12 protein-coding genes are annotated in these 13,997 nt (G+C 41.9%); 8 read left to right on the top strand and 4 right to left on the bottom strand.

The annotated features are described in order from the left end of the window. Nucleotide 1 precedes the first annotated feature (1 nt). The 4 genes from jag to rpmH all read right to left on the bottom strand — a co-directional run bounded on the left by jag (nucleotide 2) and on the right by rpmH (nucleotide 2,188). On the bottom strand, nucleotides 2–628 hold the full coding sequence (gene jag, locus AC6CHU_RS10815; protein ID WP_159863630.1) for an RNA-binding cell elongation regulator Jag/EloR: 627 nt from the start codon (nucleotides 626–628) through the stop codon (nucleotides 2–4). Continuing rightward, a complete protein-coding gene (gene spoIIIJ, locus AC6CHU_RS10810) occupies nucleotides 625–1,410 on the bottom strand; it encodes a YidC family membrane integrase SpoIIIJ (protein ID WP_159863631.1) in 786 nt (261 codons plus the stop codon). The genes jag and spoIIIJ overlap by 4 nt, the downstream gene beginning before the upstream one ends. Before the next feature lie 138 nt (nucleotides 1,411–1,548). Then, nucleotides 1,549–1,917 carry a ribonuclease P protein component gene (rnpA, locus tag AC6CHU_RS10805; RefSeq protein ID WP_159863632.1) on the bottom strand — a complete coding sequence of 123 codons (369 nt, stop codon included), beginning with the start codon at nucleotides 1,915–1,917 and terminating at the stop codon, nucleotides 1,549–1,551. A gap of 136 nt (nucleotides 1,918–2,053) precedes the next feature. After that, nucleotides 2,054–2,188 (bottom strand): 50S ribosomal protein L34, encoded by a 135-nt coding sequence (gene rpmH, locus AC6CHU_RS10800; RefSeq protein WP_019382473.1) that lies wholly within the window; start codon nucleotides 2,186–2,188, stop codon nucleotides 2,054–2,056. A 1,045-nt stretch (nucleotides 2,189–3,233) separates the two neighbouring features. Here rpmH and dnaA point away from each other — a divergent pair. The 8 genes from dnaA to AC6CHU_RS10760 all read left to right on the top strand — a co-directional run bounded on the left by dnaA (nucleotide 3,234) and on the right by AC6CHU_RS10760 (nucleotide 13,717). Next, nucleotides 3,234–4,580, top strand: coding sequence for a chromosomal replication initiator protein DnaA (dnaA, locus tag AC6CHU_RS10795; protein ID WP_159863633.1), 1,347 nt, complete (start codon nucleotides 3,234–3,236; stop codon nucleotides 4,578–4,580). A 175-nt stretch (nucleotides 4,581–4,755) separates the two neighbouring features. Further along, nucleotides 4,756–5,892: a DNA polymerase III subunit beta gene (gene dnaN, locus AC6CHU_RS10790; RefSeq protein WP_251283896.1), complete on the top strand. Its 1,137-nt coding sequence runs from the start codon at nucleotides 4,756–4,758 to the stop codon at nucleotides 5,890–5,892. A gap of 315 nt (nucleotides 5,893–6,207) precedes the next feature. Beyond that, entirely contained in the window at nucleotides 6,208–6,417 is a 210-nt protein-coding gene (gene rlbA, locus AC6CHU_RS10785; RefSeq protein ID WP_159863644.1) for a ribosome maturation protein RlbA, read from the top strand. Nucleotides 6,418–6,458: 41 nt separating this feature from the next. Continuing rightward, nucleotides 6,459–7,577, top strand: a complete 1,119-nt coding sequence (gene recF, locus AC6CHU_RS10780; protein WP_159863635.1) for a DNA replication/repair protein RecF — start codon at nucleotides 6,459–6,461, stop codon at nucleotides 7,575–7,577. A gap of 9 nt (nucleotides 7,578–7,586) precedes the next feature. After that, entirely contained in the window at nucleotides 7,587–7,835 is a 249-nt protein-coding gene (gene remB / locus AC6CHU_RS10775) for an extracellular matrix regulator RemB (protein WP_159863636.1), read from the top strand. A 119-nt stretch (nucleotides 7,836–7,954) separates the two neighbouring features. Next, nucleotides 7,955–9,877, top strand: coding sequence for a DNA topoisomerase (ATP-hydrolyzing) subunit B (gene gyrB / locus AC6CHU_RS10770; protein WP_159863637.1), 1,923 nt, complete (start codon nucleotides 7,955–7,957; stop codon nucleotides 9,875–9,877). Nucleotides 9,878–10,015: 138 nt separating this feature from the next. After that, on the top strand, nucleotides 10,016–12,541 hold the full coding sequence (gyrA, locus tag AC6CHU_RS10765; RefSeq protein ID WP_159863638.1) for a DNA gyrase subunit A: 2,526 nt from the start codon (nucleotides 10,016–10,018) through the stop codon (nucleotides 12,539–12,541). Nucleotides 12,542–12,646: 105 nt separating this feature from the next. After that, nucleotides 12,647–13,717, top strand: a complete 1,071-nt coding sequence (locus tag AC6CHU_RS10760; RefSeq protein ID WP_251283897.1) for an HD-GYP domain-containing protein — start codon at nucleotides 12,647–12,649, stop codon at nucleotides 13,715–13,717. The last annotated feature ends 280 nt before the right edge of the window (nucleotides 13,718–13,997 follow it).

Genomic DNA, 13,997 nt, shown 5'->3' with positions numbered 1-13,997 from the left:
GTTATCTCGTTCTGGCTGGTGCAATGACGATATGGCGGTGCGGGTCATTGCCGTCAGAATAGGTCCTGATTCGCTTATTGTTTACGAGAGCGGTATGGATCACTTTGCGTTCATAGGAAGGCATCGGTTCCAGCGCAATTTCTTTTCCCGTCTTCAAAGCTTTTTGAGCAAGCCTTTCAGCCAGTTGAATCAGGGTATCCTGGCGTCTTTTCCGGTAATCCTCTGCATCGAGCACCACATTTAAGTACTGCTCGGAATAGCGATTAATGACAAGCTGTGTCAAATACTGGAGAGAATTGAGCGTTTGTCCTCTTTTTCCGATTAAAAGAGCAATCTTTTCGCCGGATAAGATAAATTGAACATTCTTTCCTTCCCGTATTGTTTCAATTTCAATGGGTACGCCCATTTCCCTGCTGACGTCTTTGAGGAATTTTTCTGCTTCCTCAATCGGATCAGGCTTTTTCACAGCTTTCACTACAGCCGGGCGGGATCCGAAAATCCCAAAAACGCCTTTTTTACCTTCATCAACTATAGTAATCTCTAAGCGGTCTTCTGTTGTGTTTAATTGAGCTAAAGCTGACTCTACTGCTTCCTTGACGGTTTGTCCTGTAGCAGTTATTTGTTTCACTTTTTGGCTCCTCCTGCATTTCCGGCCGCTGCAGCTTTCAGGTCCGGACCTTTAATGAAATACGTTTGAATGATCATGAAGATATTACCCACTACCCAGTATAAAGAAAGTGCTGCCGGGAAGTTAATGGCAAAAACAACGATCATGATCGGCATTAGATAAAGCATCATTTTCATTTGTGCAGCCATTTGCCCTGTCTGCTGAGTGCCGGCCATCATCAGTTTCTGCTGAATGAAAGTGGTCACACCTGCAATTAAAGGCAATAAGTAAATTGGATCCGGAGAACCAAGGTCAAACCAAAGGAAATTATGGTTTGCAATTTCGCGCGTACGTGTAATCGCATGGTAGAAGCCGATGAGAATCGGCATTTGAATCACTAGCGGGAAACATCCTGCAAGCGGGTTAACGCCGTGCTTTTGGAATAAAGCCATAGTTTCCTGCTGCAGCTTCTGCTGGGTTTTCTGGTCTTTCGAGCTGTATTTTTCACGAAGCTTCTGCATTTCCGGCTGAATCGCCTGCATTGCTTTTGAACTTCTCGTTTGTTTAATCATCAACGGCAGGATAACCAGACGGATAATGATCGTTACAATAATGATCGATAGTCCATAGCTGCCGCCTGCGAATTCTGCTACCTTAATAATAAACAGCGAAAGCGGATAGACAATATACTCGTTCCAAAAGCCTTTGCTTTCAGACGTAATCGGCTGGTTGATTTCTGTACAGCCCGATAAAAGAGCCATCACAAACACTAGACCGATTAATAGAAATATTCGTTTCTTCAACCGTTTTTTCCTCCTTAATTGCTCCTGATAATAGTATGAATTTCATTTGCTCATCCCCCGGCCAGAGGGACACGCTCATATGTATCTTATTTTAACATCTTTTAAAATGAAGTGCTTCATATTAAAGATAGATAGCGATTATTGATTTTTAGTATTTCCAAGTCCCGGTTTATTCAAAACCCGAGAAACCTTCAATACATGGATCAGGCTCTTTTTCACTTCATGAAAATCCATTTCTGCCACCGGTTTCCTCGCAATGACGATCAGATCATATTGCGGCTTTATTTCTTCCTCCAGTTCTAAAAATGCCTGGCGGATATACCTTTTGATCTGGTTTCTCATCACGGCATTGCCGATTTTTTTGCTGACAGAAAGGCCAATGCGAAAATGATTCTGCTCGTCTTTTTTCAAGATGTATACGACAAATTGGCGGTTGGCGAATGACTTTCCTTTTTTAAAGGCCTCTTGAAATTCTTTATTCTTTTTTACACGGAACTCTTTTTTCATGTCATCACCTACTTAGAAAAGCGCAAGCGCCTTGTCACCCCCTGCATCTTGAGGGGGCCGGCACTGGAGCTAGACAATTATCTAACCTGTATATTTATCTTTACATGGAAAAAAAGACCACTGACGTTTCAGTGGCCTAAGCAGATAATACTTTTCTTCCTTTGCGGCGGCGGCGAGCTAGAACGTTACGTCCGTTCGGAGAGCTCATGCGGCTGCGGAAACCATGAACCTTGCTTCTTTTACGCTTGTTTGGTTGATAAGTTCTTTTCATATATGACACCTCCCTGAGGAATTGCTGTTAAAGACAGTCTTTCTAATTATATAGATGTAACTAGAAAATTGTCAACTATTCATATAAGTCAATCTGCCTTCAATGGCAAAAAAATAGATACGGTTCTTTCATTCATAAATGTTTTCTTAAAGATAGTCCGTTGATTTCCGCTGCGGGCACTTGCTTTCTGCGGGGAGGAACGGGAGCCTCCTCGGCTTCGCCTGCGGGGTCTCCCGCTCCCTCTCCTCCCGCAGGAGTCAAGTGCCCTCCGCTCCAATCAACTCAGCAGTTGAGATTTATTAAAAAACAACTTACGACAATATAAATAAGATTCTATTTGCTGCTCTTTCTCTATTTGCATACCTGAAAGAACCCACTCAGAAAGTTTACCTTCTTTTCGCCTGAATGTCATCCTAAAATTTCATATTTCCACGTTTTTCTCATTTATTCATTGTAAAAGCTTTTATGTAAGACTGCAAATTTTCCCGTGCCAGGCGATCCGGCCATTACTTAGGTTGCCTCTAATATGTCCAGGTCCATTTGAATAATATCCCCTCAAAAAAGGGCTGTGGATAAATTTTCGACAAGTTTTTTATTATCCACATCACATATTGACAGGTTTTGCACACAACCAGAGGCTGTGGACAATTTTTATGAACAGGGATGGGCATGTTGTGGATAAGGGTTTAAAAACCATTGCAGTCAAAAGCATTATCTGTTATCATAATTGTGTTTTCACACTTAATAAATCATTGTGCATATCTTCATTATCCACAGATTGTGGATAACATGTGGACAGGTTATCCAAGGGGTTTGTAAAAGTTTGTCCACAGACAGTGGATACTGTCGAAATTCCACTTTACTTCCTTATTATATGATTTTCCACATAAACAGTTTCGTATATTTATAAAATTAGGGTTATACAGCGTGTATAACCTATCGTTTTTGTGGCGCGAAACAAAGAAAAAGCAGCGGTGATCACCGAAAGGCATCGGTGCTTGAACGTATTTAAATATTAAATTTAGATGGAAAAGGAGGGATATCATTGGAAAATATTGCGGATCTTTGGAATAACGCTCTGGCCAATATCGAGAAAAAAATCAGCAAGCCCAGTTTTGATACATGGCTGAAATCGACAAAGGCGCATTCTCTGCAGGGAGATACTTTAGTCGTTAAGGCACCGAATGAGTTTGCCCGTGACTGGCTTGAAGAGCGCTATTCCCAGCTGATCTCCGGAATTCTTTATGACATAACCGGTGAAGAATTAGGAGTGAAATTCATCATTCCGCAAAATCAAAGCGAAGAAGAAGTCGATCTTCCTCTTCCTCCAAAAAAGAAAAAACCGGCGGAAGAACAGCAGGAACTGCCTTTAACGATGCTAAACCCAAAGTATACATTCGACACGTTTGTCATCGGATCCGGAAACCGCTTCGCCCATGCAGCTTCACTTGCTGTAGCAGAGGCACCTGCTAAGGCATACAATCCTTTATTTATTTACGGGGGAGTAGGACTCGGAAAAACTCACCTTATGCACGCAATCGGCCATTATGTTTTAGATCATAATCCATCAGCTAAAGTCGTATACTTATCTTCCGAGAAATTTACAAATGAATTTATTAACTCGATCCGAGATAACAAAGCGGGCGATTTCCGCGATAAATATCGAAATGTGGATGTTCTTCTTATCGATGATATTCAGTTTTTGGCTGGAAAAGAACAGACACAGGAGGAATTTTTCCATACTTTTAATACATTGCATGAAGAAAGCAAGCAGATCATTATCTCAAGTGACCGTCCTCCAAAGGAAATACCGACACTTGAAGACAGGCTTCGCTCCAGATTTGAATGGGGCCTGATTACTGATATCACTCCGCCGGACCTGGAAACGCGTATTGCCATTCTGCGCAAAAAAGCCAAAGCGGAGGGACTTGATATTCCTAATGAGGTTATGCTTTACATTGCCAATCAGATTGACTCCAACATCCGTGAGCTTGAGGGTGCTCTGATTCGTGTAGTAGCGTACTCTTCTTTAATAAATAAAGATATTAATGCCGACCTTGCGGCAGAAGCATTAAAGGATATTATTCCAAGCTCCAAGCCAAAGGTCATTACCATCCATGAAATTCAAAGGGTGGTAGGGGAACATTTTAATGTAAAGCTTGAGGACTTTAAGGCGAAGAAACGTACAAAATCTGTCGCATTCCCCCGTCAGATCGCCATGTACCTGTCCAGGGAATTAACCGACTTTTCTCTGCCAAAAATAGGAGAGGAATTTGGCGGGCGAGACCATACGACTGTCATTCATGCGCATGAAAAAATATCAAAGATGCTTCAGTCTGATTCACAATTTGAAAAGCAGCTGAAAGAAATCAATGAAATGCTTAAGGTATAATGTGTATAACTTGACCTAACTTACGCACAGTCTGTCCACATGTGGATAGGCTGTGTTTCCTTTCAAAAAATGCAGTTATCCACATACTAACAGGCCCTACTAGTACTTCTACTATTTTTTTATAAAAAATATATATATTCAATACGCCATTAAAATATGCTTGGAGGATTTAAAAATGAAATTTATAATCCAGCGCGACCATCTGGTCCAAAGCGTCCAGGATGTTATGAAAGCTGTAACGAGCAGAACGACTATTCCCATCTTAACGGGGATTAAAATCGTTGCTTCTGAAGAAGGGGTTACATTAACAGGAAGCGACTCTGATATTTCTATTGAATCTTTTATTCCTAAAGAAGAAGACGGAAATGAAATTGTTGAGATCAAACAGCCTGGTGCCATCGTGCTCCAAGCTAAGTTCTTCAGTGAAATTGTTAAAAAACTTCCAACTGACAGCGTGGAAATAAGCGTTGAAAATCATTTGCAGACAGTCATCCGCTCTGGTAAATCAGAATTCAATCTTAATGGCCTGGATGCTGAGGAATATCCGCACTTGCCTCAAATTGAGGAAGAAAAAATGTTCAAAATTCCTACAGACCTGTTAAAAGCAATGGTTCGCCAAACCGTTTTCGCAGTGTCCACCTCAGAAACACGCCCTATCTTGACAGGTGTAAACTGGAAGGTGGAAAACGGGACATTAACCTGTATTGCAACAGATAGCCACAGATTAGCTTTACGAAGAGCGCAGATCGAAACAACTGCCAGCGAAAACTACAATGTGGTCATTCCGGGAAAGAGCTTAAGTGAATTAAGCAAAATCCTTGATGACAATAATGATTTAATCGATATCGTTATTACTGAAAACCAGGTTCTCTTTAAAGCCGAACATCTGCTGTTCTTCTCAAGGCTGCTTGAAGGAAATTATCCGGATACATCCAGATTGATCCCTTCAGACAGCAAAACAGATGTGGTCGTCAATACAAAGGAATTCCTGCAGGCTATTGACCGTGCCTCTTTACTTGCAAAAGAAGGCCGTAACAATGTGGTCAAGCTTTCTACAATTGATGGCGGAGTAATCGAAATTTCATCCAACACGCCTGAAGTCGGAAAAGTAGTCGAAGAAGTGCAGAGCAAATCTGTAGAAGGGGAAGAATTAAAAATCTCCTTCAGCGCGAAATTTATGATGGATGCCCTAAAAGCACTTGAGGGCTCTGAAATTACTATCAGCTTCACCGGCGCGATGAGACCATTCATCATCAAACCATTAAACGATGAATCTATCCTGCAACTGATTCTGCCAGTCAGAACATATTAAGAAAAAGCTGCCGGCTGTGCCGGCGGCTTACTTTTTTATTGCAGATGAACCAGGTCCTATGGATATGGTGAGTGTCTGGGACTGAAATCAGCAGGGAAAAAGCCAAAGAATACACTAGTATCATTAGCTTAAAACCCCCGGAATATTGGCCAATAGCAGGGGAATAATGAAAATAACCAGCTGCAGGCGACTTTTCTTTGTGTATCTGAGGTTTATTTAGTAAAATAGAATATTAGATACCATTCTGAAATTGTTTTGCCGAGGTGCAGGAAAAACTGCAGCACTGGAAGTCGGACAATGGGAAAGAGTGAAAAAATGACGGAAATACAAATTGATACAGAATATATTACGCTGGGCCAATTTTTAAAAGCCGCGGATGTGATTCAAACGGGCGGAATGGCCAAATGGTTCCTGAGTGAGTACGAAGTCTTCGTCAATGGGGAACAGGATCAAAGACGAGGAAGAAAGCTGAGAACCGGGGATAAAATCGAGATTCCGGATGTCGGTGAATTTGCGATCGTCTAAACGCCGTTTTTAGCGTTAATATTTTAAAGGATGTAGCGTCTATGCATATAGAGCAGTTGCTGTTAAAGAATTACCGGAATTATGAAGAGCTTGAAGTCAATTTCGAAAATAAAGTGAATGTAATTTTGGGAGAGAATGCCCAGGGAAAGACAAATGTCATGGAATCGATCTATGTGCTGGCAATGGCAAAGTCCCATCGGACATCAAATGACAAAGATCTTATTCGCTGGGATCAGGAATATGCTAAAATAGAGGGAAGGGTCCAAAAAAGGCAAGGATCCCTGCCCATGCAATTAGTTATCAGCAAAAAAGGCAAAAAAGCTAAATGCAATCATATAGAGCAGCAAAAATTAAGCCAGTATGTCGGCAATATGAATGTTGTGATGTTCGCGCCTGAAGATCTCCATCTTGTGAAAGGGAGCCCTCAAGTAAGGCGTCGTTTTATTGATATGGAGATTGGGCAGGTTTCACCTGTCTATTTGCATGATATCAGCCAGTATCAGAAAATCCTCCAGCAGCGTAACCACTATCTGAAAATGCTCCAGATCAAAAAGCAGACCGACCATACCATGCTTGAGATTTTAACTGAGCAATTCATTGAGATGGCTGCCAAGATTGTATCAAAGCGCTACGAGTTCCTCAGACTCCTCGAAAATTGGGCACAGCCGATTCATGAAGGGATTTCAAGAGGGCTTGAGACCTTGAAAATTGAGTACAAGCCTTCTGCAGAGGTATCAGAAGAACAAGATTTGTCGAAAATGGTTAAAGTATACCAAGAGAAATTCGAAAAGGTAAAAAACAGGGAAATCGATCGTGGCGTCACTATGTTTGGGCCGCATCGCGATGACCTGATTTTTCATGTGAATGGGCGCGATGTTCAGACATTCGGTTCACAGGGCCAGCAAAGGACAACAGCTCTTTCGGTTAAGCTTGCTGAAATCGAACTGATCCATTCTGAAATTGGAGAATATCCCATCCTGCTATTGGATGATGTCCTCTCAGAATTGGATGATTACCGCCAATCCCATTTATTGAATACTATTCAAGGAAAAGTGCAGACGTTTGTTACGACTACAAGTGTTGATGGAATAGACCACCAGACACTTAAAGAAGCAGCAGCGTTCAGTGTTGAGTCAGGGAGAATCAAGAAGATTCAGTGAGGTGATCGCATGTACATCCATATAGGTGAAGATGTGCTGGTCCGGGCAAGAGATATTGTCGCTATAATTGATAAAGAAACAGTCCTTTCCTCCGAGTATGCAAAAGAGCATAAGGAGCGCCTGGAGGAGTCAGTTGTGAACCTCGCAAAGGGTTCCTATAAATCTGTGGTCGTTACAACAGAAAAGATTTATTTTTCTCCGCTATCCTCAGGTACGTTAAAAAAACGATCCCATAAATTAAGTGTTCATGAATTTTAAAGACATGCCGGATCCAAAACGGAAAGGTACAAGTCAAGGAAAATTACAGTTTGGCTCATTTTCATGCCAGGCTTTTTTATAGATTAGTGAAATAGAAAGTGCAGGTGACCGATGTGGCAATGGAGCAAAAGGCAGTGCAGGAACAATCCTATGATGAGAATCAGATACAGGTACTGGAAGGTCTGGAAGCGGTTCGGAAGCGTCCGGGAATGTATATCGGTTCAACAAGTGCCAAAGGGCTTCACCATCTTGTTTGGGAAATAGTCGATAATAGTATTGATGAAGCATTGGCAGGCTATTGTACTGAAATCAATGTGATTATCGAGAAAGATAATAGTATTACCGTAGTGGATAACGGACGTGGTATACCAGTCGGAATCCATGAAAAAATGGGACGCCCGGCCGTTGAAGTCATTATGACGGTTCTTCATGCAGGCGGTAAGTTCGGAGGCGGCGGATACAAGGTTTCCGGAGGCTTGCATGGTGTTGGTGCTTCTGTAGTTAATGCCCTTTCAACTGAACTTGAAGTATTTGTTCATCGTGATGGCAAAAAATATTATCAGAAATTTGAGCGCGGCGTTCCGAGTGCGGATCTTGAAGTGATTGGGGAAACCGATCACACAGGAACAACCATTCACTTTAAGCCGGACAGTGAAATCTTTACTGAAACGCTTGAATATGATTACGAAACACTTGCGACTCGCATTCGTGAGCTGGCCTTCCTGAATAGAGGATTGGCCATTACGATTGAGGATAAACGCGAGGAAAATAAGAAAAATGAATACATGTACGAAGGCGGAATTAAATCGTACGTTGAGCATTTGAATAGAACGAAGGAAGTTCTCCATGAAGAACCAATTTATATTGATGGAGAACGTGAGGGCATCACAGTTGAAGTCTCCATTCAGTATAATGATGGCTACACAAGCAATATTTACTCTTTTGCCAATAACATTCATACGTATGAAGGCGGAACACATGAATCTGGGTTCAAAACTGCTTTAACAAGAGTCATTAATGATTACGCCAGAAAAAGCGGCGTATTCAAAGAGAGTGATGCAAATCTTTCAGGGGAAGATGTCCGTGAAGGTTTAACAGCGATTGTATCTGTTAAGCATCCAGACCCGCAGTTTGAAGGACAGACCAAAACGAAGCTTGGCAATTCAGAGGTGCGAACGGCAACAGATACGATTTTTGCAGAAGCTCTTGAGAAGTTCCTGCTGGAAAATCCATCTGTAGCGAAGAAAATTGTTGAAAAGGGATTAATGGCTGCACGTGCCAGACTTGCAGCTAAGAAAGCCCGTGAACTGACCAGAAGAAAGAGTGCTTTAGAAGTATCAAGCCTGCCGGGGAAACTGGCCGATTGCTCTTCTAAAGATGCGTCAATATCAGAACTTTACATTGTTGAGGGTGACTCTGCCGGAGGTTCAGCCAAACAGGGACGTGACCGTCACTTCCAGGCAATCCTTCCGTTAAGAGGGAAAATCCTTAATGTTGAAAAAGCCCGTTTGGATCGAATTCTTTCAAACAATGAAGTGCGGGCTATGATTACAGCAGCCGGTACAGGAATTGGCGAAGATTTTGATATTTCAAAAGCCAGATATCATAAGATTGTGATCATGACGGATGCCGATGTGGATGGCGCCCATATTCGAACATTATTATTAACCTTCTTTTACCGTTATATGAGACAAATTTTAGAAGCGGGCTATATTTACATTGCACAGCCGCCGCTGTATAAAATACAGCAGGGCAAAAGAATTGAATATGCCTATAATGATCGCCAGCTTGAAGAAATCATGAGCACCCTGCCAAACCAGCCTAAGCCGAACGTTCAGCGCTATAAAGGTCTGGGCGAAATGAATCCGGGACAGCTGTGGGAGACAACGATGAATCCTGAAACAAGAACACTGCTGCAGGTGAGCCTGGAAGATGCCATTGAGGCAGATGAAACGTTTGAAATTTTAATGGGTGATAAAGTCGAACCACGCCGAAACTTTATCGAAGAAAACGCCCAATATGTAAAAAACTTGGATATATGATCAAAAGCCAGGATAGGATGACTATCCTGCTTTTACATAAGGAAGCGTCACTTTCATTTTGCGATAATCTACTAAATGTTTTACAAATTAAGAGGCTATGGGTGAATTCCAAGTCCCTTAAAAAGGGAGGTTCTTTATATGGCTGATACGCCAAGGTCCCAAATAAAAGAAATTAACATTAGCCAGGAAATGCGTTCATCCTTCCTGGACTATGCAATGAGTGTAATTGTTTCACGTGCCCTTCCGGATGTGCGTGACGGCTTAAAGCCGGTGCATCGCCGTATCCTGTATGCGATGCATGATCTCGGCATGCATTCAGATAAGCCTTATAAAAAATCAGCACGTATCGTCGGGGATGTAATTGGTAAGTATCATCCGCACGGAGATTCTGCTGTTTATGAAACAATGGTGCGTATGGCGCAGGACTTTAACTATCGATACATGCTGGTTGACGGACACGGAAACTTCGGTTCGGTGGATGGCGATTCTGCAGCTGCCATGCGTTATACAGAAGCACGTATGTCCAAAATATCAATGGAGCTTTTACGGGATATCAATAAAGATACCATTGATTATCAGGATAACTATGATGGGGAAGAAAAGGAGCCGGTTGTACTGCCTGCCCGTTTCCCTAATTTGCTGGTCAATGGAACTTCAGGAATCGCTGTCGGGATGGCTACGAATATTCCTCCCCACCAGCTTGGAGAAGTGATTGATGGGGTACTGGCTATAAGCAAAGACCCTGACATGACCATACCGGAACTGATGGATATTATCCCCGGGCCGGACTTTCCGACAGCCGGAATGATTTTAGGAAGAAGCGGAATCCGCAAAGCCTATGAAACCGGCCGCGGTTCGATTACTCTGCGGGCTAAAGTAGAGGTTGAAGAAAAGGCTAATGGCAAAGAGGTCATTATTGTCCATGAAATTCCGTATCAGGTGAACAAAGCAAAGCTGATTGAAAAAATTGCAGAACTGGTCAGAGATAAGAAAATTGACGGTATCACCGACCTGCGTGATGAATCTGACCGTAACGGAATGCGTATTGTCATTGAAGTCAGAAGAGATGCAAATGCAAGTGTATTATTGAATAATCTCTATAAACAAACAGCTCTTCAGACAAGCTTTGGGATTAATCTTCTGGCATTGGTGGATGGACAGCCTAAGGTTCTGAATTTAAAGCAGTGCCTTGAGCATTATTTAGAACATCAAAAGGTTGTTATTCGCCGGAGGACACAATTTGAATTAAGAAAAGCAGAAGCCCGCGCACATATTTTAGAAGGCTTGAGAATTGCTCTTGATCACCTTGATGAAGTTATTAATCTGATCCGCAGTTCTCAGACAACTGATATTGCACGAGAAGGCTTAATGACTAAATTCAATCTTTCTGAAAAACAGGCTCAAGCTATTCTTGATATGCGTCTGCAGCGTCTGACAGGCTTAGAACGTGAAAAGATTGAAGATGAATATTCAAATCTTGTGGCATTAATTGCCGAATTAAAAGCAATCTTAGCGGATGAAGAGAAGTTATTGGATATCATCCGAGAAGAATTAACTGAACTCAAAGAGAGATTCAACGATAAACGCCGGACAGAAATCGTTTCGGGCGGAATCGAACAAATTGAAGACGAAGACCTGATCCCGCGTGAGAATATTGTTCTTACACTGACACATAAGGGGTACATCAAGCGTCTTCCTGTCTCGACTTACCGTGCCCAAAAACGCGGAGGGCGTGGAATTCAGGGAATGGGAACCAATGAGGATGACTTTGTCGAACACCTCATTACCACTTCCACTCACGACACCATTCTGTTCTTTACGAACAAAGGAAAAGTGTATCGCGCCAAAGGATACGAAATTCCTGAATTCAGCCGTACGGCGAAAGGAATTCCTATTATCAACCTTCTTGGAGTGGACAAAGACGAATGGGTAAATGCGATCATTCCTGTTGAAGAATTTGCCGATGACTGGTTCCTGTTCTTCACTACTAAACAGGGAATTTCTAAGCGTTCACCATTATCATCCTTTGCCAATATCCGCAATAATGGCTTAATTGCTTTAAATCTGCGTGAAGATGATGAACTGATTTCAGTGCGTCTGACAGATGGCAGCAAGGAAATCATTATTGGAACGAGCCATGGCATGCTGATCCGATTCCCTGAAGAAGATGTTCGTTCGATGGGAAGAACGGCTACCGGTGTTAAGGGAATTAACTTAAGCAATGGTGATGAAGTCGTTGGCATGGAAGTGCTTGAGGATGACAGCCAAGTCCTGATTGTAACGAAAAACGGCTATGGTAAACGTACTCCGGCCGAAGAATACCGTGTTCAGGGCAGAGGCGGTAAAGGTATCAAGACCTGCAACATCACTGAAAAGAATGGAAGCCTTGTTTCAATGAAAGCTGTCACAGGGGAAGAAGACGTTATGCTTATCACAACAGGCGGCGTCCTGATCCGTATGGCAGTCAGTGATATTTCCACTATGGGAAGAAACACGCAGGGTGTTAGACTCATCCGCATAAATGAAGATGCAGGCGAGTCGGTTTCAACCGTTGCCCGAGTTGAAAAAGAAGAAGAAAAAAATGACGAGGAATTAACAAAGCCTCTTGAAGATGCTGATTCACTTCCAGAAGAAGAAGTAACTGGCGATAATAGCGAAGAGTAATGACAGACTGCGATAAATTTTGGGGAACACAGATTTGTGTTCCTTTTTTTTGTCTAAATAATGTAAAATAGTAAAAAAGACTCATTATATTTGGAGAGTGAAACGGTGCGTGTACCTATACAGGAATTAAGAGTAGGCTGTATTTTATCAGAAGATGTTTTCAGCTTGACAAATCGCCCTATAATCTGCCGTAAAACAGTGATCACAAAGGAACTGCTGGATATTATGAAAATATTTCTGATTGATGAAGCGGAAGTTGAAACGACCATGATTACTGGAAAGCCAATGTCTTCGTCCGAAAACATGGAGGAAGCAGAAGCGGAAATGGAACCTAGTTATATTGATACATTCCTAAAAGGTGTTCAAGAATTCAAAAGGGAATTTGTATCCTGGCAATCAGGCCTTCCGGTGGATATTGCGAAAATAAGAAACATAATGATTCCGCTGATTGAAGAAATGGAGAAAAACCTTACCGGCATCTTTTCCCTGCATCACCTTTCCACAAATGAAGATTATTTATATCAGCATTCAGTAGCAGTGGGAATGATCAGCGCCTTTATAGGAAAAAAACTGAATCTCAATAAGGGAGAAGTTGTACAGCTTGCCCTGGGAGGGTGCCTGGCTGATGCAGGCATGGCGAAAATAAACCCGGCCATTCTGCACAAAAGCACTTCATTAAACTCCGAAGAATTTGAAGAAATTAAAAAGCATTCGATCCTCAGCTTTAAAATGGTTCAGAATATCTCTTTGTTAAGAGAAAGCACTAAGATCGGTATTATTCAGCACCATGAACGGCTGGACGGCAGCGGTTACCCGTTTGGAGAACAAAGCAGTAAAATCAATCATGCTGGACGAATTATTGCTGCAGCGGATGCATTTCATGCTATGACTTCCCAAAGGCTCTACAGAAGGAAGCAATCTCCGTTTAAAGTGCTTGAAATGATGATGCAGGACAGTTTCGGCAAATTTGATATTCCATCCATCCAGGCACTGGGTTCCGGCATCATGACTTTTTCAATTGGCAGCCTGGTGAAGCTCTCTGATGGCCAGACTGCAGAAATTCTTTTTATAGAAGATAAATCACCCACTAGGCCCCTTGTGAAACTAAAAGATACCGGGGATATTATTCATTTAGAGAAAAACCGCCAGTTATTTATTGATGAAGTATTACTATGACTGCATTCTGCGGTCATTTTTTCATTGGCTGGCTTTTTTCGTATTAATTGTTGTTTTCAATAAAGATGCAGTTTATTTCCGTATTTTTTGCATGAGCAAACTTTACGAAAAGAATCCTATATAAAAAGATTAAGATTCTATTAAAAAGAACTTGCAATTAGTAGAGACTGTCTGATATACTTATTCAAGTCAGCAAGAGATGAACATCATTAATTGATAAAAAAACTTGTTGACATTGAGTATCAGAAATGATATATTAATTAAGTCGCCTCAAGCGGCG

It is taken from the genome of Cytobacillus sp. GQ23 (assembly GCF_059758675.1).
This window is presented reverse-complemented; position numbering and strand designations above follow the sequence as displayed.